This is a genomic window from Advenella kashmirensis W13003, assembly GCF_000506985.1.
Lineage (GTDB): Bacteria > Pseudomonadota > Gammaproteobacteria > Burkholderiales > Burkholderiaceae_B > Advenella > Advenella kashmirensis_A.
Map to the genome: position 1 here is coordinate 1,918,246 of NZ_KI650979.1, position 24,892 is coordinate 1,943,137.

Consider the following 24,892-nt stretch of genomic DNA (forward strand, 5'->3'; position numbering starts at 1 on the left):
CTAGTCGATTCCAAAAGACTTTTTAGCTGCGTGTATAACGCTATCGCCTCAGTGTCAGACAACTCCCCAAGGTTGCGTGCAGCCAGCGTAAATCTGCGGTCATTAGATGCTTTCTCTAAAAAAAGTCGAGCTTCTTCTGCTGAAACGTCGCGCAGTGTCGCAGTAGTTTTCGACTTTAGGGCAGCATATCCGGCTTGCGCCGCAGCAAGGCGTGAACGATTTGCTTGTGCCTTGGCGGCTTTGAGCAGGTGAAGCCCCTTGGCTTGCACTGTTTCTGGACTCAGTCCTTCCAGAATCTGGTCGTCGGGAGTCTCTATTAGTGAATCGGCCAGGCTTTTATAGACAGTTCGTAGTCTCAGAAAAGTATTGCTGTTCGTAGTTTACCGGTGATAGGTTGGCCGCATGACTATGACGGCGGACAGGGTTATAAAACATTTCGATATAGTCAAAGATATCCTGTCGTGCGTGCTCTCTGGTTTTGTATATATTACGTTTAATTCGTTCACGTTTGAGTAATTGAAAGAAGCTTTCTGCGACAGCATTATCATGGCAGTTTCCTCGGCGGCTCATGCTCGGTTGAAGATTATGATTGGCTAGGAATGCGCCGTATTCATAGCTGGTAAATTGACTACCCTGATCTGAATGGACCATGACGGGTTGCTTGGGTTTACGACGCCATACTGCGGCGAGCAATGCCTGCAGAACTAAATCTTTATTCATACGAGAATCCATCGACCATCCTACTACCTGGCGCGAGAATAAGTCCACCACAACAGCCAGATAGAGCCATCCTTCATGGGTACGGATATAGGTGATATCGGTCACCCAGACCAGATTCGGTGCCGCAACGTTGAATTGCCTGTCCAGAATGTTAGCCACTACATTATGAGCAGCGCCACCATAAGATCCGGGTCGACGACGACCATATCCAATCTGAGCTCGCCATCCACAGCTACGCATCAAGCGCGCTATGCGATGACGGCTGCAGGTCTCGCCCAATGCCAGTAAATCCAAATGCACCTTGCGATAGCCATAAACCCGGCCACTCTCAAGCCAGGAGGGCTTCATCAGGGCTAACAATCGTTGGTCTTCATGATGGCGTGTGCTATAGGCATTGCGTCTCCAGGCGTAATATCCACTAGGATGAACGCCCAGCACCTGACACAGTCTGCGCACGGGGTATTGAGTCGAATATTGTTCTACAAACGCGTACTTTAGCCGGACTCCTTGGCAAAATACGCGGCGGCCTTTTTTAGGATATCTCGCTCTTGAGTCAATCGTTTGACCTCAGCGCGCAAACGCCTGAGCTCAACCGCCTCGGCACCGGCTTGCTGGCCCGACTGTGCAGACTTACCGTACCGTTTGACCCACGCATACAGGCTGTGGCTCGACACGCCTAGTCGTTGGGACACTTCGGCCACCGGTCGGTGGTGTTCTGTAATTTGCTTTATCGCTTCGAGTTTGAATTCTTCCGTGAATCGGACCTTGCTCATAATAATCTCCATCTGTGAGTATTATGAGGCTTAAAAGTGTCTAGTAAACCCTGGCCGATTCAAGCTAATGCATTGCGTACAGTACGCTTAGCATGCTATGCACGTTCAACAAAGCGATAGACTAATTTCAAGCTTATCAACAGCAAAGATTAAATCGAGTTAATTCGGAATGGGAGTTATATATGAATGGCGCGCATAGTCTAGTCAAAACACTACTGGCATCAGGCGTAGACACATGTTTTGCTAATCCTGGCACGAGTGAAATGCATTTTGTTGCAGCACTTGATCAAATACCTGGTATGAAATGCGTACTCGGTCTACAAGAGAACGTCGTAACAGGTATGGCTGACGGATATTATCGATTGGCGCGTAAACCAGCGTGTACTTTGCTGCATTGTGGACCCGGGCTGGCCAATGGAATGGGGAATCTTCACAACGCTCGCGGAGCCCGGAGTGGAATAGTAAATATTGTCGGTGACCAGGCTACCTATCATCGTCCTTTCGATGCCCCATTGACCGCTGACACAGACGGGATGGCAAGAACAGTTTCTCAATGGGTTCATACTAGTACGAAATCTGAAGAGTTGGGACGTGATGCTGCTTTAGCTGTACGTGCTGCTAAAACTTATCCTGGCCAAATTGCCACGCTGATTCTTCCTGCAGACGTTTCTTGGGAAGAGGGCGGAATCGTTGCTGATCCGATACCACCAGCTCGTCCTCCTGTCGTTGACAATTATGCAATTGAAAATGCCGCGAGGATTCTTCACAATAGCAAAAATGTATTGATACTACTTGCGGGTCATGGCGTATTGAGTGAAGCTCAGTCTCTTGCTTGGCAAGTTGCAAGCGCAACTGGTTCTACCGTCATGGCAGATTATGTCACTTCTCATCTTGCCCGTGGACGGGGCCGTTTGCAACTTGAGCGGATACCCTACGGTATGGAAACTGCGATTAAAACACTCTCGCGGTTCGAGCATATTATCCTAGTAAATGCCAAAGGCCCAGTGGGATTCTTTGGGTACCCTGGGATGCCCTCAGAACAGTATCCATCGAGTGCCCAGTTGCATACACTGACTCGCCCCGATCAGGATCCCATTGAGGCTTTGAAAGGATTGATTAATGAATTGAACGCTCCTGAGGTAGAGCTGCCGGATCCTGGGGTACGTCCATACGCTGCGAGTGGAAAGCCGACACCTGAAGGTTTGGCACAAACAATAGCGGCACTGATGCCAGAAAACTCGATTATCTCGGATGAAAGTATCTCTTACGGCCGAGGATTTTATAAGTTTACCCATGCTGCACCTGCGCATGACTGGCTTCATTTGGCTGGCGGAGCAATTGGGGACGGTATGCCAGTTGCTACTGGGGCCGCTTTGGGAGCAAACAAAAAACGTCGAGTAATTAATATTCAAGCCGACGGCTCAGCAATGTATTCTCTACAATCTCTTTGGACTCAAGCACGCGAACAGCTCCCAGTCACGACGATTGTTTTAAATAATAGTAAATACAACATTCTGATCGGCGAGTACACCAACGTGGGCGCAGTTCCTGGCGATACAGCAATGAGTATGTTAGATCTTGGAAATCCAGGATTGAGTTGGGTCAACCTTGCTAACGGCATGGGTGTTGAGGCTGCGCAAGCCAGAACGCTTGAAGAATGCGCTGATCTGAGGAAAAGTAGTTTCAATAAGAACAGCCCTTTCTTGATTGAATTGATGATCTAAGCTACTCGCTGGTAACCTAGTCTGGAACCATCAGTAATAACAGTCCCTTCATGATCAAAAAAAATATACACACTCATGTTACATAATGAATTATCCAAGTATCCAACTTTTTATCTATGCCGGCCGCTGTGTGCTGAATATAGGTGTACTAGACATGATCTGACTGTTACCCGTTTGTCGCGCAGTGTCTGTCAGATTAGATTTGGCTCACATTCTCCGATTCTCTAACCGCCTTACTCTCAAGCAAGGTCTGCATCTGCGTTCTGCCGCAGCACATCTTGCCAGGGCGAGCCGTTCGTTATTATAAAAATCCAGCCATACGTCCAGATCTTTCTGCAGAGAATCCAGATTACTGTATAGCGTTCTTCTAAATATGATCTGATAGAGCTCCTGCAGCCGCGCAAGCCCTGCACTACATTTGTACTTGCGTGCCCAGTCGAGCGATCGTGAGCCCCAATTTGTATAGTCCATCCGTATTGCCGTTTTGCGGAGCTTGGAACTACATGTTGGATCTCTGATTATTAAATAAGCGATTTTTCGCTGGACCATTTACATCACCGCATAGACTTCTAATACACACTCTAGAAAAGCATCAATGCGTCGTCTTTCCGCATCCGTTGAGCGGCGTGCTAATACGATTTGCCTTTTAGGCATCATTTTTTCCAAGGAGATAACCTTAACATCGTTCGCATCGATGACCAATTTTGGCGGAGTAGGTATGACGGAAAAGCCCAGGCCCTCGGCGACCATACCCACAACGCCTTGCGCCGTCATGACCTCGTATTGCGGATGCAGGTCAGGGGCAATACGCCGGATAAAGTCTGATGCGATTCGACCACCTTCAAGGCTGCCGTTGTAGCGTATCCAAGCAAGAGTCTTGACGATTCTTCCTACCTCATCTGGCTGTTTAGTGCGGAACGGATAAACAAGGCTAAAGGGCTCCTCCATAATTGTTTCGCAGGCCAGTTTTCGCGAAATCCCCGCGCGCGGCCGCACGACAATAGCGGCATCGATATCTCCCGCTTTGAGGGCTTCGAGCAATTTTTCCGAGGTGTTTTCTGGTTCCAGTGTGACATGGATATTTGGGTAGCGCTGGTTAGTTGTTCGAAGAATGGCAGGTAGGGTGGACAGCAGCACACTGTTGATGACTCCTAAACGCAGGCGACCGCTGATTTCAGGCCTGTTTCGATCACGCAGCGCCTCCAGTTCTTCGAGGGCTTCGTCTATTGTCGCCACCACCTCCAAGGCAAAGGGCGTGGGTTTAACCGCTCTTCCTGAACGATCAAATAGGGGGCTGCCGAAATAGTTTTCCAATTGACGCATTTGCTGACTCACGGCACTTGGGGTTAGCGCGAGCTCACGCGCAGCTGCTGCGAAATTCCCCCTGCGAATGACCGCCTGCAGCGTAGGGAGCGTCCCAAGCTTCATATGACCACCTCAAAAAGTCACGATTGATTAATTATTCTAATCTTTATTTTAAAAAATTACCGTTTTTATTTTATCAGAGAGGTCTGTAGTATGAGGTCAATTCGCTAGGCTCAGAACCGAGCCTGCCCATCACAAGGAAACTCGAATGAGCAAACAGACCAACAAAATTGCCCAGCGGCTGGATATCGATGGCGACATTGAACGTGTCTTTTCTGTCTTGCATGCCGGTGGTATTGCAATATGTCCGAACACAGTAGGCTACGGAATCTGGGGCGGATCTTCAGAGGCACTCGAGCGTATATACCGGACAAAGGAGCGTGGACCACATAAGCGTAACGCATTAATTACCGATGAGATCGGCCAGCGCGAAATTCACGACTTGGAGCCGCATAAACAAGCCATGATTGAGTGCGTGACGGTGGATCATGATCTGCCGATGGGGGTGATTGCGAAGTACCGCAAGGAGCATCCCTTACTGCAAAAGGTTGACCCTGATCTACTGCGTGCGAGTACTGCAGAAGGAACGATTGGGATGTTGCTTAACGGGGGGAAAATTCATTCGACAATTGGCAGACTCAGTCGCGAAGCGTTACATCCTGTTTTCGGCTCGTCGGCAAATTTGACTGGCACTGGCACCAAGTTTCGATTGGAAGACATTCAGCCGGAAATCCGTGCTATTGCGGACATCGAAATAGACTATGGGCTGCGTCGTTATCACTTATACCAGCGCTCCTCAACGATTATAAATTTCACTGACCTGACGGTCGTGCGTATGGGATCCTGCTACGACCTGATTTCGGATGTATTGAAACGTCACTTTAAGGTCGAACTGCCACCTGATCCTGGGCGCAACGCCAATCCGTCTGGCCACCAACGGGAGTTTCAATTGCGAGACTTTGCTGAGGAATCCGTCTCATGAAAAAGACCACTTTGTTAAATCAGCTAATTCATGCGCCTGAATTGCTCATTATGCCAGGGGCATTCGATCCGATTTCTGCCAAGGTAATTGCTGCAGCAGGTTTTCCTGCTATTCAATGTTCTGGCTTTGGCATGTCGATGTCGCGCCTCGGGCTACCTGATTACAGTTTTATGGCCATGTCGGATATGGTTGCCGCGTCAAGACTTATTGTTGATGCCGTTGATATCCCAGTGATGGCGGACGGAGACACGGGTTTTGGCAATGCGGTGAACGCGTGGTATACGGTCCAAGCATTTGAGCAGGCCGGATGTGCGGGTATCAATATTGAAGACCAGGTGCTCCCCAAACGCTGTGGACACCTTGATGGCAAACAGATAATTCCAATTGAAGACGCTGTAGCAAAAATACGGGCTTGCGCCGAGGCACGGCGGGACGACGATTTTGTCATCAATGCCCGTACCGACGCCTTGGCTGTAGGTGGCATTGAAGAAGTGGTCATTCGGGGCAATGCATATTTGGATGCCGGAGCGACGATGCTATTCATAGATGGTCTGACGGATAAAACACTCGCCCAGCAAGCGGTTAAACGTATTCGGGGGCCGGTAGCCATTAACGTGGTTGAGGGAGGGAAATCGCCTGCGGATTTTACGTTCGCCGAGATGCAAGCGATGGGAATTGCGCGCGTAAGTTTGCCTGGGACATTGTTGATGGCTGCTATCCAGGGAATGCAGAATGCGCTATCTGCGATGCTGAACAATGGGTATGCAGGCGGTCCTGGTGCCGTACTTGCTGGGTTCGACACATTGAAACACCTGGCCGGTTTCGAACAGGTATTTGAACTTGAGGGGCGCTATTTGGGCCAATTGTTGGAGCAAGAAGATGCCTAAAGCGCGCAACATTATTCAAAAAATCTGGGATCAACACGAGATTGTGCAGGTCGATGATGGACAAAGTCTTCTCCAAGTAGACCGAATAATGTTACATGATCGGGCAGGACCCGCTGTATTCGGTGCGCTTAAGGACGCGGGTCGAACCGTCGCACACCCGTCCATGGTATTTGGCACGATGGATCATATTATCGATACCCATGCCGGCCGTGGGGATGAGACGTTATTCAAGGGCGGTCGCGCCTTCATTCAGGGATTTCGATCTGGAGCAAAGACGTTTCGCATTACGTTGTTCGATATTAGCGATCCGCGGCAAGGCATATCGCACGTGGTGTCGGCAGAACAAGGCATAGCATTACCTGGCTCGACTCTGGTCTGCTGCGATAGCCATACCTGTACGCTCGGTGGGATTGGTGCTCTCGCTTGGGGCATCGGGACGACACAGGGGGAGCATGCCGCCGCGACTCAAACACTCATGTGTACCCGACCGCGTACGATGCGCGTTGAGTTCACCGGTCGCCTTGCACCCGGTGTCACGGCAAAGGATATGGCTTTGGCAATGATCGGTCAATACGGCGCCAATGGTGGTGCGGGACACGCAATAGAGTTTTGTGGCAGTGCTGTACGCTCGCTCAATGTCGAGGCACGTTCAACGCTTTGCAACATGGCTGTGGAGTTTGGCGCATGGACCGGTATGGTCGCACCCGACGAGACCACGTTCGAATGGCTACGCAATAGGCCATATGCGCCTACCAAAGATCACTGGAATGCTGCGGTGGCGCATTGGCGCGATCTGGCGTCAGACACTGATGCGACTTGGGACCGTTCACTTGTAGTTAATTGTACGCATCTTGCACCGCAGGTGAGTTGGGGCACTAACCCGGGGCAAGTGGTTGGAGTTACAGAGACAGTGCCAGTTGGTTTGGAGTCAACAGAACCAGCATTGCAGTATATGGACCTTCGTCCGGGACAGGCATTGGCTGGCTTACCCATCGATGCTGCCTTTATTGGTTCTTGCACCAATAGTCGGCTATCTGATTTACGAGCTGCCGCCGCCGTGATCAAGGGACGAAAAGTGGCTACACAAGTGAAGGCCATTGTCGTGCCAGGCTCCACTGCGGTGAAACAGGCGGCTGAAGATGAGGGTCTGGACCGAATATTTCATGACGCCGGTTTCGAATGGCGCGAGAGTGGCTGCTCTCTCTGCTTTTACGTAGGCGGAGACAATTTCGATAGCCCTGGCCGAAAAGCTCGTCGTGTCATTTCTAGTACTAATCGCAATTTTGAAGGACGACAAGGACCCGGCGTGCGAACGCACCTGGCCAGTCCGGCAACGGTCGCCGCCTCTGCTTTGGCCGGCTGCATTGCGGATCCCCGGCCTCTACTGTCGTGAGAATCTTTTAATGGAAAAGTTTATAAAAATCAAAGGCGTGGCTGCACCATTGCTGCGGGACAATATTGATACGGATTTGATCATTCCGTCGCGTGAAATGACTACTCCAGGCAAGGATGGCTATGGTGAAAAACTATTTGCCTCCTGGCGCTATTTACCGAGCGATGATGGTTCGCGCGTGGAAAATCCCGACTTTGTACTGAACAAGCCGCCGTTTCGACAGGCTAGCTTTCTTCTTGCCGGCGCTAACTTCGGCAGCGGTTCGTCGCGCGAGCAAGCCGCTTGGGCACTAAGACAATTTGGCATTCGAGCTGTACTGGCGCCCAGTTTTGGTTCCATTTTTCAGAACAATTGCTATCGTAATGGGCTTTTACCGGTGATCTTGCCTCGTGACGTTATACAGGATTTGGCCATGCAAGCCGAGACAGGCGGCGTGACATTAACAGTGGATCTTTGTCGTCAAGTAGTACAGATGTGCGATGGCATAAGTTGGCCATTGAATGTTCCTGAAAATGAGCGAACTATGATGCTGTCTGGACTGGATGCTATCGGCTTGACGCTTCGTCGTAAAACACAAATCGACGCTTTTCAAAAGGTTGACCAACAACAGCGGCCATGGATTTGGCTGAAAACAAATTTGTAGGAGACAAAACAATGAAGTATCGCCACTTTGCGAAAACGCTTGCTGCTTCGTTTTTGATCGCAGTAAGTAGTTATGCCTATTCACAATCCGATTTCCCGCAACAGCCTATACGGATTGTTGTCGCCGCTCCGCCGGGGGGAGGCACCGATCATATGGCCCGTGTTCTTGGTAAGGCGATCTCCAGCAATACGACATGGACGGTGATTGTCGAAAACAAACCCGGTGCTGGCGGTACTATCGGAACGGACACCGTTGCCCGAGCGAAACCCGATGGCTACACATTAAGCATGGCTCAGACTGCGACTATGGCGATCAATCCAGAGCTTTTTCGAAAACTGTCCTACGACGCCATGAAAGATTTTACCGCTGTGGCCACGATAGCGAATCAGCCTGTCGTTCTAGTAGTGCGTTCAAATTCGCCGTATCAAACTGTAGCTGACTTACAGGCCGAGCACAAGTCGAAGAGGTTGACACTGGCGACCGCTGGCTTAGGTACCGTAGGGCAATTAGTTGGGAAAATGTTTGGTCACGAAGTTGGATCAGACTTTATCGAAGTGCCATACAGAGGCTCTGGCCCCGCGCTTCAGGATGTTGTAGGTGGTACCGTGGATACCATGTTTGCAACCCCGCCTGGTGCGCTGCCGTTGGTGCAAAGCGGTCGTCTGCGCGCGCTCGCCGTATCATCGGCCAAGCGCCTCCCATTGCTTCCCGATGTACCTACATTAGAGGAGTTAGGTTACGACAAATTCGATTACAACGAATGGAAGGTCTTAATGGCACCGGTAGGAACACCGCCAGAAATAGTCGAGCGTCTAAATACGGAAGTTCAGAAGGCGTTGGCCCAGCCATCCATCATCAAGCAGGTGTTGGCAGCCGGGGATCTGCCTATGACAGGTTCAGTGCAATCAGCGCAGCAATTTGTGAACGAAGAATTTGTTCGTTGGCGTACTATCGTGCGTGAAAGTGGCCTTAGCAAGTCGAATTGAGGAAACTTATGAAAGACTCACTACAGATGGGCTTGATGCAGCAGTCTCCTTTGCTGATTTCATCTTTGCTCGACCATGCAGAGCGGCACCACGGTGACAGCGAAATCGTGTCGCGTCGGATTGAGGGCGATATACACCGCTACCATTGGCGTGATGCTTCTCGTCGTGCCCGTCAGGTAGCCGAGGCGCTAAATGCCTGGCAACTGCCGCTGTCCGCACGTGTGGCCACACTCGCCTGGAATGGCTACCGCCATCTGGAGCTTTACTTCGGTGTCAGCGGATCTGGAAGGGTGTTGCATACCATTAACCCGCGGCTGCATCCAGACCAGATAACGTGGATCGTCAATCACGCCAGCGATCAGGTGCTTTGTTTTGATTTGACCTTTCTGCCGTTAGTCCACGCGATCTACGAAAAATGTAAAACCGTCCGCCATTACGTGGCCCTGTGTGATCGTAACCAGTTGCCCGCCGACTGCACCATAGAGGGTTTAATCAGCTATGAAGATTGGATCGGAAATCAGTCCGCCTCCTATCACTGGCCACAGTTTGATGAAAATGCAGCCTCCAGTCTGTGCTACACCAGTGGCACCACTGGAAACCCGAAGGCGGTTATGTACAGCCATCGCTCGACGCTGCTTCACGCCTATGGTGCAGCGTTACCCGATTCGATGGCATTGTCTGCCCGCGACTCGGTGCTGCCCGTCGTGCCCATGTTTCACGTCAACGCCTGGGGTCTGCCTTACACGGCAGCACTGACCGGTAGCAAGCTGGTATTCCCAGGTAATGCTCTTGATGGGCAATCTGTATACCAATTGATGGAGCAGGAGGCTGTGACGTTCGCTGCGGGCGTACCGACTGTGTGGCAATTGCTTTTGAATCACCTAGAACGCGAAGGCTTACGTTTCTCTTCACTTAAGCGAACAGTCATTGGGGGCGCCGCTTGTCCACCAGCCATGATAGATACTTTCTATGAACAGCACGGGGTGGAAGTTATTCATGCTTGGGGAATGACTGAAACAAGCCCTCTGGGCTCGCTCTGCACACCGAAAAATAAAACATTAATGCGAGCGACCAATGAGCAAGTCAAGCTCAGATGCAAGCAGGGAAGGGCGCTATTTGGTGTCGATTTCAAGATTGTGGATGACGACGGATGCGAACTACAATGGGACGGCAAAACGTTCGGCGATCTGTATGTTAAAGGGTCGTGGGTGATTCGGGAATACTTTGAGGCTGAGGATCAATCACCATTAGTGGATGGCTGGTTCCCTACAGGCGACGTTGCCACAATTGATGCCGACGGGTATTTGCAGATTACCGATCGCAGCAAGGATGTAATTAAATCGGGTGGAGAGTGGATAAGCTCGATCGAAATCGAGAACATTGCCATGGCACATCCGTCCGTCCAGTCGGCGGCATGTATCGCGGTTAAGCACCCGAAATGGGATGAGCGGCCGATCGTCGTGGTGGTAGGAAAACCAGAGGCGACGTTGGACCGCAATCAATTGTTGCAGTTTTTTGAAGGCAAGGTTGCCAAGTGGCAAATACCGGACGATGTCGTGTTTGTTAAATCCATTCCGTTGGGGGCAACAGGAAAAATGCTTAAGGCGAAAGTGCGAGAAATGTCTGAGGTTTTAGCGTACTGCAAAAGAGTAGAAGCCAGTCTCGAATCAAAAATTTAGGAATTTGAGGCGCGATTTATGGATATACCACGATGTCTACTTCAATGAATTATTCGAGTATCAAACTCGAGAGGTTGAGCTTTGTAGTAGAAGTTCACTATGATGGTGTTCAATCGCCAGTTCAATTAGGCGTGTAATCAAATCACTGTAGCTTAATCCCGTGGCTTCCCAGAGCTTAGGATACATACTTATGTTGGTAAACCCGGGCAGCGTATTAATTTCATTTACAATTAATTTCCCGTCACTGGTTAAAAAGAAATCGACCCTCGCCATCCCAGAGCATTCCAGTACTTCAAACGCTTTCAAGGCTGTCTTACGTATATGATTACTAGTCGCCTCGCTCAGCTGAGCGGGAACTACAATATTTGCGCCTTCGGAATTTATGTACTTGGTTTCATAGGAATAAAAGCTGTTGCTGGTTACGATTTCACCGCACAGGCTGGCTTCAGGACGCTCATTACCAAGCACGGCACACTCAATTTCTCTACCATCAATAGACTGTTCTATCAAAATCTTATTGTCAAAAGCGAAGGCGGTAGATAGGGCTATTTCAAACTCTTCCTGCGTTAGAACTTTACTCACTCCCACTGACGAGCCAAGGTTAGCCGGCTTAATAAATAATGGTAAACCAAGCTGTTCACATACAGACTGAAAGTCTAAATTTTTTCGATTATGTTTTTTCAGGCTTATATAGGAAGCAACATTAAGTCCGGCGGCGCGAAGCAATCGTTTGGATACGTCTTTATCCATACATATGGCGGAGCTAAGTACACTGGAACCGACAAATGGAAGATTAGCGATACGCATCATCCCCTGTAAAGAGCCATCTTCGCCAAGTGTGCCGTGAACGACCGGAAAAATAACATCCAGTTGTGAAAACTCTTGGTTTTCGTCTGCTTCACTCAATTGATTTAACTGTTGTCCCGGGAAAAGTGCCACATGCCTTCCAGACCTATTCAGAGCGATAAGCTCGGGGTTTTCTGCGTTTAATAAAAAATTCGATGTCTCATTAACGTGCCATCCACCATTTTTATCAATGCCAATGAGCGTTACGTCAAACTTTGCTTTATCGATTGCTTCAAGTATATTTTTGGCGGATTGAAGTGAAACTTCATGCTCAGCTGATTTTCCTCCAAAAATAATTCCGACACGCTTTCTTTTCATACTCAACCGTCCTTTATCTATCTATTTACACACTGAACACAGTCCGACCATTTGCAACAATTATAAAATTCAATTAGCAATAAATATAAAATCTGACATGTTTGTCTATAACAAGCATCCTGAACTACCACTTCCAAAAAAAACAGACTCCGTACAAAAACGGGAGCCACGCTGCCAATATGTATCGCTACAGGTTTTTACTAATGACTAGATTGAATTTTTATTAATTATGAAACTCGACAATTATAGAGATGAGCCCACCTGCAAAGTGGTAGGTTCATTGCGGTTCAATGTAAAAGTTATTGCTTTTGTAATTTAGTTGTTGATCAAATGCCATATTTTTTGATAGGCTATGCGCATACGCTCGAGGGAACTATCTATTTTCCTTCAACGCTATGTACCAAGCCATTGGTCATTGCGAGCGCGCCCAATTCCTCGGATGAAGGAACATGCACCAAACAAATTTAACGATTCGGTCGTATTGCTCAGCCCCGCCATTGTGCGGGGCTTGGTCCTTTTTGAGCAACTCCGCAACGAACCTACAACCTATGCCGCACGCTACGCGTCGGCTGCTTCTGTCTTCAGCGGGTACGAATGATGGGTCCTAGAGACGGCCCCTTCGGCACTGTCACTAAGCCCCGCCATTGTGCGGGGCTTAGTCCTTTTTGGGCAACTCCGCAATGAACCTACAACCTTGCAGCACCCGTTACTGTCCTTTTTCATAGGAGAAACGTGCCATGAACAAAAAATCTAACTCTATCGATGCGCAGCAAAATCCTCGTCCCAATCATGAGACAGGAGACAGGCAAGCTTCCCAAATGGTTGAGCGCGATGCAACCTGGGATGCATTTGTCAGGGCGCTTGCCGAGCCCCACATTGTCGACTCGGCGGATCGCTCAGGTCTGGATGCGCTACCCATCCGTTACCCCAGGCTGTTTATGAACGAGCCCCTACCTTGGGGGCTACAGATTGGCGCTGGCTGGACGCACCTCGTGACAGTCTTGTGCGCGCGTATCGATGCGCTCTTGCGCCAGGCCCCCTCCGCCAGGTTCCATCTGCACCAGGTCAAGGAGAAGTTTGGTGGTCTGCGTTTTTACTACGAGACTCACGGCGCACCAGAAAACATCAAGCAGGCGATCCGAAAGGCAGTCGAGCAAGCCATATTGGTAAGCCACGAATGCTGCGAGCGCTGCGGTGCGATGGGCGCAAAACGCTACTCCAGCGGCTATCTCGTGACATTGTGTCCACGCTGCGCCAGCACGCTGTAAGAGGACTGAGGATACGGACATGAAAAAAACAAACATTACGGACACACCTGAGGACGATGTGGTCCCGGATACCATAACCTGCGATTTCAACGGTGCCTTTGAACCGCCCGAAGCATTAGATAGCTTCTTTGACGATGACTTCTTCATGCTGGTGTATGCACTGGACGATGACGCGACACCGTCCAGGCTCTGGTACCTTAAAGAGCAGCTCAAGCTGGTACTAGATAAATCCACCGAGAATGCAATGCGCGCGCAGGTCGCCAAGGAACTGGCTGACCACGTGGCTGCGCGATCGCATAATGCCCGGGCACTCACTCCAGACGACCTGATTCGGGCTAAGGAGTGGTACGAACTGGCCTTGGGGTTGGGCAACGTACAAGCAGCACAGGCGCTTGCCTCACTGTACCTGGCCGATAGACTCATCGGTATGCACATGGATCCTGAACCAATGGGATTACTGGTCTTCACGGATATCCTAACCGGTGAGCCTGTAGCCAATAAAGTGGTCGATCGACATGCCTACGACGCCTGGTATCGGGGTGTGTGCTTGACGCTATGCCATGCAGAACTGGGCTTTGTCGACTGGGATGCGCACACCTTTGAGGCGGCCTTTACCTGCATTCTTGGGTTTCTCTCTATTGAGATACCAAGGGATTGGACTCCGACTGTAGGCAGAAGATTCCCAAACAGAACGCGAGCACTGAGCTGGCTTGGCCCACTTTGGAAGGCACTTGTGCAGGCCTTGACAAAGGCGCAAGTCGATCCGCTGGGAAATCAGGCGGATCGTATAGAGCAATTTCTTGCCGTGCAACTAGCCCTCAAGGCGGAAGAAATAAGTCAAGGGGATAGGACGACCAAACGCACGCCTCGCGCCGAGGTGGCGTCCGCCAGTACGCTTCAGGTTCAAGTGATTAAAGGTGAAATTCCACCTTCAAGTGATCGCAGTGATGCCTCTATCTTAAAGAGCTATGAAGAATTGCGTAAACCGATTGCACTGGCCGCCATACCGACCGAGGCAGCACTACAGGAGATAAAGTGCGTGCTGCAACGCGAGACGCCTTGGGCCGAGCTGGCGATTACAACGATACTGAGCGACATGTTTGCGCGTTCACGTCACGGGGTTCTGGCCTTAGGCATTGCACCGACCTTACTGGTGGGGCCGCCCGGCTCGGGCAAGACGCGATTTTGCCAGAGATTAAGTGAACTACTGGGCATACCCAATACCGTCATCAACATGGCCGGCATGGGTGATGCTAAGTTGTTCAAGGGCATCACCCGCGGTTGGGCCAGCAACCGGCCGTCAAGGATTGTGGAGTTCATCGCGCAAAACCGACTCGCCAACCCGTTCTTCATCCTCGATGAGGTCGATAAGGCTGGAGAAACCAGTTCAAACGGCGGCCATGCTCAGCAAGCATTGCTGGATCTGCTCGAGCCAGTCAATGCCCGGCGCTACCAGGATGTCTTTCTGATGGCGGAGTGCGACGTATCGCATTGCCTATATCTGGGGACAGCCAACTCGCTGGCCAGCATATCGGCACCGCTGCGCTCACGCTTTCGTCTGGTGTACTTTCCGGCTCCCAGGTCTGAGCACGCCGAGGCCATTGTCAGTGGCGTGCTGGCAGACATTGAGCGCAGTTGGAGCCTGCCCGTGGGCGCCTTGACCCTCCCACCCGAGCAGCGGCGGTCCCTCGTCGGTATTGCACCGCGTCAGATGCGCCATGCGGTGCTAGACATCTTGGGCGCCGCTGAGCATCAAGCACTTTTTACCCGGCATTAGGGCCACGGTCGGTCGCAACGCGAATCGATCACCCTTACATAAACCGTATTGAAGGAGCATAACCATGTCAGATATGCACCAGCGACTACCAGCCAATACGCTCGGTCGCGATTTTGTCGTCGGGGATCTACACGGGTGTCTGCAGTTGCTGCGGAGTAAGCTCGTGGGCATTGGGTTCAACCCCGATCAGGACCGACTATTCTCAGTGGGCGATCTGGCTGATCGCGGTCCCGATTCGCTGGGCTGCCTGCGGCTACTACGTGAGCCTTGGTTCTACGCCGTAGCCGGCAATCATGAGGATATGCTGCTTAGCTACTTTTATCTGCGCGACACGGTCTGCCATCGTCCGGACAGCATTTTCCATAACGGCGGTGACTGGCTCACAACGATTACACCCGAAGAGCGCGATGAGCTCGAAAACGATCTGCTGCCCCGAGTGCTGGCGTTGCCATATGTAATCACCGTTGGCCAAGAACAGGCAAGCTTTCATGTTGCGCATGCAGAGCTGATGGTGTCGTTAGATGCCATCAGCTCTGATCCGACAGGACAAGTTGCTGCCGAGCTGACCTGGAGCCGAAGACTCATCCGTCAGGTCACCTCCGAGACATGGGCTGAGCGGCGCACTCCACATGGCACACTCATCATGAGCCACCAGCCCTGGGAGCCAAATCACGCACTCACTTTTGTTGGCCATACGCCACTCAAGATGCTGGTGATGCACCGATCACATCTATTTATCGATGGGGGAGCCTATGCACACCAAGATGAAAAACACCTCCATGTTGTTGATGTGGAGGATGCAAGAACCTGGGTCAGCTAACGTCGAACTAACGGCCGAGGCCTCAGGTTTTAGTTCTGGATAGTTGACTTGTTCTGCTTAAAATCGCTATTGACGTTGAGCCCCAGTACTGTTTATGGGGGGTGTTCACATCAATACAGGTCCTTCATTCAGTGTATGATTAATGACTATCACACGTATGAATGTTTGAAGGTTGTTCTGCAAGGATATTCTGATCAAAAATTGAATAATGCCCTTATTTATTGCAGCAACGACAAGACGCCAATAGGAATCTGATTCGCCTGCGCTAGCACTGCGTTTCCAGCTTGCTGTAAAATTTGCGTACGAGTCATATTCGAGATCTCAGCCGCGTAATCTGTATCCTGGATGCGTGACTGGGCGGCTTGCAATGCCATGTTGCTGCCTGACAATCCGTTTTTGATACTGTCGAGGCGATTCATCATGGCGCCCAAATAGGCACGATAATCATTCGTGAACTGCAATGCGTTGTCTGACTTTTCTATCCAATTAACCGCGGCCAATTCAACTTCACCACTGGGAAACACTCGAAGTGGTGATGTGGCTGATGCGTATTGGTACTTCTTATCGTTGTACTCGATATAGCGCACTACATTTCCGTTGGTGTCGATGCCCATGGCGGGGGCACTGGTGACATCGATTTCGGTCTGGTCTCCGCCTTCTACCCAGTAATATTTATTAAAACCGAATCGGATCCGCGCGGACGCCGATCCATCGTCATTGATCCAAGAGGTGGCGCTCTGTGTCGTCGATGTCGCGTCCACAAAGTTGTTGTAATAGTATGTCTCGCCAATTTGCATGAGATAAACAGGCTGCCCAGCCGATAAATCTCGTACCATCTGCACGCTGTCGACCGGGACACCGAAGTAGTTTGCGATTTCGGCCCGGCCGGCAAGCGTGATGTACTCGCTAGGCTTGGAGCCAGGTACGGAAAAGAAGCTCACATTGAACGTCTCATCCGTCACGGCATACGTTCCAGGCTGGCGCGATCTTCCGTCGTCAGGAATAATGATTTCAGAAGCTGGCTCATTAATATTCGGTAGTGCGTTGGATATCAATCCAATGGTGGCCGAAGTAATCGGTTTGGTATTAAAAGAGAGGCTATCAACCTCTGACTCTCCGATTTGAAAGCTGAATTTTCCTTGTGAACCAATATTGATCCCATTGAAATTCAAGTTTGCGGCAAGCCGATCAATTTCCGCACGCGAGGCATCAATCTCAGCCTGAATGGATACGCGATCTGAAATGGTATTTGTATCGCTCGCTTTTTTAACCGCCAGCTCCCTGATACGTTGAATCAGGCTCTCAATGTCCCCGATTCCTGAATCCAGGGTGGCCAGCATAGATTGCGCATCAGAAACGTTGCGCATCGCCTGCGCTTTCCCACGAATCTTCGACTCCATCCGATTAGCGATGCCTTGACCGGCTGCATCATCAGCAGCCGAATTGATTCGCAACCCGGACGATAACCTCTCAATTGACTTTGCCAGCGTCGATTGCAACGTCCCCAATCCTTGTCGGGTCTGCAGCGAAGGAATATTGGTAAAGATTCGCATGATATGTTGGGACAGAAGGCATTGCTTCCTGAATCCGAGTTGATGGCTATAGTCTTGTTTACGGCATTTGATAGGATTTCTTTAGACGAATGGCCAAAAGATATCTGATATTGAGAAATTTCTCCCGAGAAAGAGAGCTCCCCGGCGGCAAACCTTAGATTAAATCACCTGTTCGACAAGGACATTTTGATGATGAATTGCCTAGCTAACAGGAAAAGAGGAAAAGGAGTTTAGAAATCGCCGAAACCAATCATTCTACAAATCCCGAACCCATTTAAATATTGATTAATTTATATGCCAGTTCAACATCAGATTAGAGCCAGTTTAAGATCGAATTATATAGCTACGTCCAAGTAGACTGGTGTAGAAATAGCCTTTCGTAAACACAAAACCATTATTACTAAATAGAATTAAAAGATAAAAATTTATATAAAATAAATATAATGAATTCTAGCAACTTGATGATTATTTTCAAATTGCTTTAGGCCGCCTTCTTCATCAATATTATTGTCATGGCCTTCTTTTCAGGCATACACCAGTTTGCATTCAAATCGCAGAGATTTGGACTGGATAGCCATATTTGAGCGACAAGTAGCACAAACAAGTCCATTCGAATTGATTTGAATTGATTTCAAATCAACGTTGATCCCTTTTCATAAAAAATTTCATGAATATGGGTCGTTTCGCTTTGACAATGGATCTTCCCTACCAACATAATGCGCCTAATACATCAATCGTGACCTTTTTACTTAGTGTTTTTTATGACAACCGCCAGCCATCTATATGGCTCGCCTCACCTGGTTAATCCGCTCTTTAAGCAACAGGAACTGGAGCCCAATCGCGTTCGGCAAGCCCAACTTATCTGCCCACTGACAAGCTGGGGGAGATGCTGATGGCTCGCAATCCTCTCATAAGTGAAGCGCGCCTTCAGCTCATTGAGCGCCGCCAACTGCGCCCTGGGTGGGGGCCGCACTACGAACCAGCCATGCGCGCGACACGAGATGAGGCGCCAGCAATTAGTCGACCCTCAACAGTCTACTCAAGTAAGTTGGGAAGAGAAGTGCATTTGCTCTCGCTTGCCGAGCGTGTGCCATGTCAATTGGCGCTCTATCATCCCGCACTATTTGATCTGCGTGAGCAGCACATGCTCTCGCCATTTCCGACAGAGCACCCGCTAACGGGACACCCTTACGCCGCGCGCCTTCGCCTGTCTGAGATTAAGGGCACGATCAATGTTGCCCAGCGCCTGAATGCCTTATCCAAACATCCTACCGTTTGGATCGAGGAGCAAGACCCAGAGGGACACATTGAAGCTAGACGGGCCGCTTTTCCTTATTTAGGGGATTTACTACTCTTTTTACGCGATAAGCATGGCCCCTATTGTGTGAACTGGACCGTAAAGAGTGATCGGCGCGCGTTTTCTGTCTCGCCGCATCGCTTACAAAATCCGCTTCGCATTGAGCAAACACAGGCCAATGCCCAACTGCGCCACCAAATTGAAGAAATTTACTTCGCCGATGCGGGCATTCCCACGGTACAAGTGGCCGCCAACGAGATCGATCCGCAACTTGCGGCCAATTTGACTGCACTCATTGGATGGCAGACACAAGCGGATCCCGTGTCTGACGAGGTTTTCGATTACCTGCTACAAGATTATAAGCAGCTGTTGCAGAACCGCCAGACCGTATTATCCAGGCTAGAGGCGCTCATGCACCAAACCAATTCTACCCGTCAGCAGTGTCTAGCGGTGCTGTACCAGGCGATTTGGCAGCGGCAGCTTCGCGTAGACCTGTATCAACCCATCTTGCCTGATCGGCCCTTGCGGCTAGAACGCACCGACGTGCTGGCTGATTTTTCTGCTTGGTTTGAGAGGTAAGCGATGCAGGTTGGTACACCGCTTATTGCGCCCGATGGCTACGAGATTCTGGAAAAGGGAATCAGCTACTATCTATTGCGCAGCAGCCGACTCACTCATCAGGTCCTGTTATTGACCTTTACGCCTGCCCCCAGACTGTTAGCTCAGCTGGTCATGGTTGATCGCGATACGTTTGAACATGGCTTGCAAGAAAAGCTCATTATGCCTACTAAAGCAACGGGCTTGCCTCCGCACTTAGCTGGATTCGAAGGATTTAACTTCGAGACGGTCGACATGCATCGTCTAAATGCAAAGCGTTCACATCGCGAACGCGTTCAGGAGCGGCTCTTAGCGATTGCTCCACTATTGGCCCGCGAAGCAGACATACTGAATTCCCCCTCTCCAGAGCGAGAGATCAACAAATATGCGGAAAATAACGGTAAAAACAGCCAACGGCTGCGTACCTGGTTTTTCACATACCTATGTTTTGGTAGAAACATTTGGTCCCTGATGCCGACCTTCTTTCATAACGGACAGTGGGATCGGCTAAAGCGTACTGAAGGCAAGAAGTTCGGTCGACCCTCTCAGGTCGCTGGGACGCAAGCCGGTACTCGTCTGACCGAAGCGCTAACGCAGCGTATCATCCGCAGCTATACCAAACGCGCCCAACCTGGACATCGCTTTGTCAGTATCTATCGAGAAGCCATGGTGCAGGATTTCGAAGCGCTAGTGACCACAGATGAGCGCGGTAGAAAACGACTCATTTCATCAGGCACAATCGCCATACCCTCGTACGATCAGTATCGATACTGCGTGCACAAGCACATCGGCATCAGACAAGTGCAACAGTCCCTCTATGGAGATGCACGTTATCGCCGGCAATACGCTCAGCACCAAGGCGCCTTCGCCCGCGCGGTAAGCAATCTATACGAGAAGGTCGAAGCTGATGGGTACTACACCGCAGATTGCCCTAAAGGCTATGTGGATGGCGCACAGCTCAATCCCCTATGTGTGGTGCGTAGCGTCGATACCGCATCGGGCATGCGTATTGGTATTGGGTTTGCCTTTGGAAAAGAGAAAAGCGAAGCCTATAACGCCATGCTATTTAGTGCCGCTATCTCCAAAAAGAAATTCTGCAGTCTGTTTGGCATAGAGATAGAGGAATATCAATGGCCCTCGATCGGTCTGCCTCTTCACTATATTACAGACCGCGGCCCCGGTGTTAAGCGTGAACCCGGCGCTGATGGTACTGCACCTGTTGGGCTGGTGATACGTGAAGTCACCGTGTCTGGAAGCGGACAAAGCAAGGCGTTAGTGGAATCAGCACAGCGGCGCCGAACCAAGCTTGAGGGGCCTGGCTCCAAGCTTCTCAGTGACCTATCGGCTTCTGAGATGGCACGCCGGGAGATACGGCGCCTGCTTGCGGAAAATCAAAGCGCCAATACCAGCGCGCGGCTCACCCCGGACATGATTCGCAGCAACGTTACGGCCAATCCGCTTGGGGTGTGGGACTATTTGGATAGCCGAGGGCGTAACAATGCCCAATCCATGTCATTTGATGAGGCAGTCAGGCGTTATCTCAAACGTATAGACGTTCGGATCAATCGCAGTGGGGCTTACATCAAGCACCAACTGTTCAATTCGCCTGCCTTGCAAAAGACCGGATTTTTGGACCGAGTTGGGTCAGCCAGCTCACAAACGGTATCTGCCTACATTCTGCCATTTGCGTTACGTTACATATGGTTGGAAATAGACGGCATGCTCATTGAGGTGAAAGCGCAGCTTCCCTTGCGCGACGATCCGGAGCAGCTCGATCGCAGTTATGACGAATTACTGCAAGAGGACACGCAGTTAAAGCGAATGCAAGCTGAGCAACGTATTCATAGTCATGCAGCTACCGCTGAGCAGATCGCCCACCACGAACACGAAACCGGCAAGAAATGGCGCGCTTCCAGGCGAGTCTCAACACGCCGCTCTCAGGCAAAATTGGCCCGAGCAGACGCACGCGACGCCCAGACTCTTTTAGAAGGAGAGGCATATTATGCCTAAAGAGAAAAACATTTGGTTAGCGCGATTCGATGGCTTACAAGATCAGGACGAGCTCATCCGTCGAGCAACGGTTAGCGGCCAGCCTCTCGAGAGAATTGAGAATATTCCTCTATTTGGCATTCAAAAAGCGGTTGAAGGCGCGCTCGGTAGTTTCTACCTACCCTCGGCGGCCGAGGTGCGCATACTCATGCGCCTGATCGAGCAAGCCATGGCCCATTGCTGGCGCCGGTACGCAGATCGGCAGGCCTATCTGACCGATTTGTACTGTCCCTATGCGCAGTTTGAATCCGAGTTTGTCGCACCACACTGTTTGACAGGCCCCGCCGGTGTGGGCAAAACCGCGCTCATCGCAGCGCTACGACGCATCCTGCCTGCCAATGCCCCGCTAGACCTGGGGCCGGATCATCCCAAAGCTGACTTGATCGGGCACTGGCATATCGAGGTAAGGGATCGCTCCTCCATCTCGTCAATGCTGCGACCCTTCGTCGATCAAGAATACGGTGAATCGCGACGGGTCACTAATAGCGAACTGTCCCGGGTGTGCGCAAAGTCTGCTCACCGAAATGGCGTGCCTTTAATACTGTTGGATGAGCTGCAGTTTCTGACCCAGAGCGCCTCGGCCAGCACGCTGATCACCAAAACGCTCTATCAACTCGCTTACATAGGCGTGCCACTCGTTTTTGTGGCCAACTACAGTTTGTGCCGGTTGCTTCTAGGTCGGCAAGAGCAGGATAAGCAGCGGCTACTGACTGCTCCGCTCATTCTTACACCTTGCTCACCAGACAGTGATCATTGGCTAGCGTATTTGAATCAGTTCAAATTGATTTTGGGCAAAAGCCTACAAATCGACCTAGCACAAGAGGCGGGAACCATCTATCACTTCACCGCAGGGCTCAAACGCCTAGCCATCAAGTTGATGGCGGCAGCCTACGAGAATGTGTGGCGCCAGGGCAGGCGGCAAGTTCATATTGAGGATATCGCCAATGCATACGAAGGGCTATCCTTTGCAGCCAATCGAAAACAGGTTAAAGCCATGTTGATGCCACACCCATCGATACAAACTAAGCCCTTTGAATGTCCCTTTCCGCTACCGGCTGACGAAAGCACCACGCTCCAAGCAATTAGAAAGCAGGCCAGGGATGAGGCGCTACGCTATAAAGTACAGCAAGAAGTGATGACGCCGCAAGAGCGCAAAGAGGCCAAGCTACAAAGGCCCGTCCTGCCAACGCCCGTTCAGGCATCGTCAGAGCCCTTGCGAAAAAGAGCTCAGCGTAAACCGCTTTCGGCTCAGGAGCTATTAGAGACCGAGCACCATCGGCGTGGCAAAAACCTGTATCCGCGTGGGCCCTCTGCGATAGGCTAGACACATGGACGCCGCGCCCCTCCAGCCAGCCGCCAGCAGGGAATGCCTGCATACATCAGGTTGGTTGCCGGGCGAGACGCTCTTTAGCCTATGCAGCCGAGAACATGTCCTATCCGGGGCACGGCTCTCGCGCATCACAACGCTTCGGCTCTTCGGCGATAGCCGGCAAGGCGCAAGTCACGATGTTCCAGCCAGACTGGAGCATTTCATACAGGTTACGGATGGCCAGTACGGTGCCACAGCATGGCAGATCTGTCTGGAACACACGCTATTGCCATTCTATTTGTCATGGCGCCCGCCTGAAGATCGAGTGCAGGTAATGAAGCAGGTATCGGGCCAGCGCGCCGGATCTGTCAAGAGTGTGCTAGGCCTACCCAGCAGTCGGTTTGGTGCGCAACACCCCCTAAAACTCTGTCCTCAGTGCGTACGAGCCGATCAAGCAACCTTTGGGACGGCTTATTGGCATCTGGATCACCAGCTACCAGCGGTTTGGGTTTGCCCCATTCACCGCCGCTTGCTACTCGAATGTCGGTTTAAGCGGCTAGGAGTAGGTCGGTTTTTGTGGTGCTTGCCTTCTATGGATGAGAGCATTCCGATTGAGAACGACCTGACTGGCGCTGTTGCGAACTGGGTAGACTTTGGGCATCTCGTACTGGAAGCAGCCCATAAGCTACAAGCCGTCCATATCGATTACGACCGGCTGCACCGGATTTATATCCAGGCGCTGTACGAACTGGGCCTGATGAAAGGGAATCACTCATTTCGTATTTGCGAGATCGCCAAGCAATATCTGGACTTTCTGGACAGATTCAACACCCATGGCAAGTTTGGATCACTGCCCTCGACTGCTACGGATTGCGGCCATCACCTGTCAAGCGTGCTTTATCCAGGTCATGTAAGCAGGCACCCACTTCGACACCTCTTATTTATCCACTGGTTATTTGGAGACTGGCCCTCGTTCTGGTCTGCCTATGACGCTGATCGTACCCAATCAAGCGCTCGCCAATCAGCGGCCAAGCCACGACGCCAGTCACATGCCACAGGCGCTAACGCATTGGTCATAGATTTGGTGACTCAAGGTCGTAGCGCCTCTGAAGTGGCGCGTGCCTGCTGCGTCGATGTTCACACCGTACAAAGCTGGGCCGCCAAGGATGGCATTGCTGTATGCGTTCGTCGCACTGCACTACGTAGCGCGATCATCAAAAGCCTAAGACAGGGGCGCTCCAAAGAATGGGTCGCGCGGCAGCACAGGGTTTCCGTGCAAACCATCACACGTATTCTGCTAACCGAAGTGGATTTGCATGAGCAATGGCGTGAAGCACTGTGGCAGCGCACCCGCGTGCAAGCCAGGACACAGTGGCTGCGGAATATGAAAAGCCACCCCACCTATGGAAACAAGCAACTGCGCGTACTGGATCCGGCCATATACGCCTGGCTTTATCGTAACGACCGGCAATGGCTGTGCGAGAACAGCGCCGCCCAGCTGCCAAGCAACCACAGCTCACGCGTTGACTGGCGGCATAGGGACGCGTTATTGGTTCAGCAAGTTCAGGGGTCGCTCCTGACGCTATGCACCGTCTATGGTAGCAATCAACTAACGCATCAGGCGCTGTGCCAAGAAGTGCCGGCACTTCTTCAGTACGCCTCGAAGCTTGACAAACTGCCGCTAACAAGGCAGTTGCTCGAGCGCTGCTTGGTCAGGCGCCGCACTCGCAACACCAGGCCATAGCACCTCTTGAATCGTGGCCAGATCTCGAATCGTCAGGCACGCTCGCAGCAAATCCAGCCCATTTGTCCAGAGATCAGAGCGTGCCTTACTCGTCCGGTGGTGACAGGTTTGTAGAAACTTGGCGCGCCATGCCTTATCTACGAACACACCGTCTGGTGCCCA

18 protein-coding genes and 1 pseudogene are annotated in these 24,892 nt (G+C 51.1%); 15 read left to right on the forward strand and 4 right to left on the reverse strand.

Features of this window, described 5'->3' with window-relative positions:
* Positions 1-336: 336 nt before the first annotated feature.
* A protein-coding gene (locus tag W822_RS0123480; protein WP_437177142.1) for an IS3 family transposase occupies positions 337-1,493 on the reverse strand; the annotation gives its coding sequence in 2 pieces (ribosomal slippage) (positions 337-1,250 and positions 1,250-1,493; 1,158 coding nt in all).
* A gap of 182 nt (positions 1,494-1,675) precedes the next feature.
* Between W822_RS0123480 and W822_RS32765 the strand changes: the two genes are divergently transcribed.
* A complete protein-coding gene (locus tag W822_RS32765; RefSeq protein ID WP_024004841.1) occupies positions 1,676-3,217 on the forward strand; it encodes an acetolactate synthase large subunit in 1,542 nt (513 codons plus the stop codon).
* Positions 3,218-3,766: 549 nt separating this feature from the next.
* Here the strand turns inward: W822_RS32765 and W822_RS32770 are convergent.
* Positions 3,767-4,645: a LysR family transcriptional regulator gene (locus W822_RS32770; RefSeq protein ID WP_024004842.1), complete on the reverse strand. Its 879-nt coding sequence runs from the start codon at positions 4,643-4,645 to the stop codon at positions 3,767-3,769.
* Between the two features lie 145 nt (positions 4,646-4,790).
* Here W822_RS32770 and W822_RS32775 point away from each other — a divergent pair, with 145 nt between their 5' ends.
* From W822_RS32775 to W822_RS32800, 6 genes are read left to right on the forward strand one after another with little or no spacing between them, the layout of a single operon-like run.
* Positions 4,791-5,564, forward strand: a complete 774-nt coding sequence (locus tag W822_RS32775) for a Sua5/YciO/YrdC/YwlC family protein (protein ID WP_024004843.1) — start codon at positions 4,791-4,793, stop codon at positions 5,562-5,564.
* Positions 5,561-6,451, forward strand: a complete 891-nt coding sequence (locus W822_RS32780; protein ID WP_024004844.1) for an isocitrate lyase/PEP mutase family protein — start codon at positions 5,561-5,563, stop codon at positions 6,449-6,451. The genes W822_RS32775 and W822_RS32780 overlap by 4 nt, the downstream gene beginning before the upstream one ends.
* Positions 6,444-7,844, forward strand: a complete 1,401-nt coding sequence (locus W822_RS32785; protein ID WP_024004845.1) for a 3-isopropylmalate dehydratase large subunit — start codon at positions 6,444-6,446, stop codon at positions 7,842-7,844. Before W822_RS32780 ends, W822_RS32785 begins: the two co-directional genes overlap by 8 nt.
* A gap of 10 nt (positions 7,845-7,854) precedes the next feature.
* Positions 7,855-8,487: a 3-isopropylmalate dehydratase small subunit gene (gene leuD / locus W822_RS32790; protein WP_024004846.1), complete on the forward strand. Its 633-nt coding sequence runs from the start codon at positions 7,855-7,857 to the stop codon at positions 8,485-8,487.
* Positions 8,460-9,473 carry a Bug family tripartite tricarboxylate transporter substrate binding protein gene (locus W822_RS32795; protein WP_031242538.1) on the forward strand — a complete coding sequence of 338 codons (1,014 nt, stop codon included), beginning with the start codon at positions 8,460-8,462 and terminating at the stop codon, positions 9,471-9,473. Before leuD ends, W822_RS32795 begins: the two co-directional genes overlap by 28 nt.
* Positions 9,474-9,481: 8 nt before the next feature.
* Positions 9,482-11,152, forward strand: coding sequence for a 3-(methylthio)propionyl-CoA ligase (locus W822_RS32800; RefSeq protein WP_253272255.1), 1,671 nt, complete (start codon positions 9,482-9,484; stop codon positions 11,150-11,152).
* 60 nt (positions 11,153-11,212) lie between these two features.
* On the opposite strand, the gene ddlA is transcribed toward W822_RS32800, so the two are convergent.
* Positions 11,213-12,316 (reverse strand): D-alanine--D-alanine ligase, encoded by a 1,104-nt coding sequence (gene ddlA / locus W822_RS32805; RefSeq protein WP_024004849.1) that lies wholly within the window; start codon positions 12,314-12,316, stop codon positions 11,213-11,215.
* 737 nt (positions 12,317-13,053) lie between these two features.
* Here ddlA and W822_RS32810 point away from each other — a divergent pair.
* The 3 genes from W822_RS32810 (at position 13,054) to W822_RS32820 (ending at position 16,181) form a co-directional block, all read left to right on the forward strand.
* Positions 13,054-13,584 carry a hypothetical protein gene (locus W822_RS32810; RefSeq protein WP_024004850.1) on the forward strand — a complete coding sequence of 177 codons (531 nt, stop codon included), beginning with the start codon at positions 13,054-13,056 and terminating at the stop codon, positions 13,582-13,584.
* 19 nt (positions 13,585-13,603) lie between these two features.
* Complete coding sequence (locus W822_RS45815; RefSeq protein WP_024004851.1) at positions 13,604-15,361, forward strand: AAA family ATPase; 1,758 nt, start codon at positions 13,604-13,606, stop codon at positions 15,359-15,361.
* Between the two features lie 64 nt (positions 15,362-15,425).
* Positions 15,426-16,181 carry a metallophosphoesterase gene (locus W822_RS32820; protein ID WP_024004852.1) on the forward strand — a complete coding sequence of 252 codons (756 nt, stop codon included), beginning with the start codon at positions 15,426-15,428 and terminating at the stop codon, positions 16,179-16,181.
* Positions 16,182-16,399: 218 nt separating this feature from the next.
* On the opposite strand, the gene W822_RS32825 is transcribed toward W822_RS32820, so the two are convergent.
* Positions 16,400-17,734, reverse strand: coding sequence for a flagellin N-terminal helical domain-containing protein (locus tag W822_RS32825; RefSeq protein ID WP_024004853.1), 1,335 nt, complete (start codon positions 17,732-17,734; stop codon positions 16,400-16,402).
* A gap of 892 nt (positions 17,735-18,626) precedes the next feature.
* Between W822_RS32825 and W822_RS32830 the strand changes: the two genes are divergently transcribed.
* From W822_RS32830 to W822_RS32845, 5 genes and pseudogenes are all read left to right on the forward strand, one after another.
* The gene (locus W822_RS32830; RefSeq protein WP_024004856.1) at positions 18,627-19,610 is read left to right on the forward strand and encodes a PDDEXK family nuclease; all 984 of its coding nucleotides are present in this window, start codon (positions 18,627-18,629) and stop codon (positions 19,608-19,610) included.
* A gap of 3 nt (positions 19,611-19,613) precedes the next feature.
* Positions 19,614-21,638 carry a hypothetical protein gene (locus tag W822_RS32835; RefSeq protein ID WP_024004857.1) on the forward strand — a complete coding sequence of 675 codons (2,025 nt, stop codon included), beginning with the start codon at positions 19,614-19,616 and terminating at the stop codon, positions 21,636-21,638.
* Positions 21,631-23,001: an ATP-binding protein gene (locus W822_RS32840; protein ID WP_024004858.1), complete on the forward strand. Its 1,371-nt coding sequence runs from the start codon at positions 21,631-21,633 to the stop codon at positions 22,999-23,001. Before W822_RS32835 ends, W822_RS32840 begins: the two co-directional genes overlap by 8 nt.
* 4 nt (positions 23,002-23,005) lie before the next feature.
* Positions 23,006-23,509 (forward strand): annotated as a pseudogene (locus tag W822_RS46780) (TniQ family protein); the annotation flags it as partial.
* Positions 23,510-23,578: 69 nt separating this feature from the next.
* The gene (locus W822_RS32845) at positions 23,579-24,730 is read left to right on the forward strand and encodes a TnsD family Tn7-like transposition protein (RefSeq protein WP_024004859.1); all 1,152 of its coding nucleotides are present in this window, start codon (positions 23,579-23,581) and stop codon (positions 24,728-24,730) included.
* The last annotated feature ends 162 nt before the right edge of the window (positions 24,731-24,892 follow it).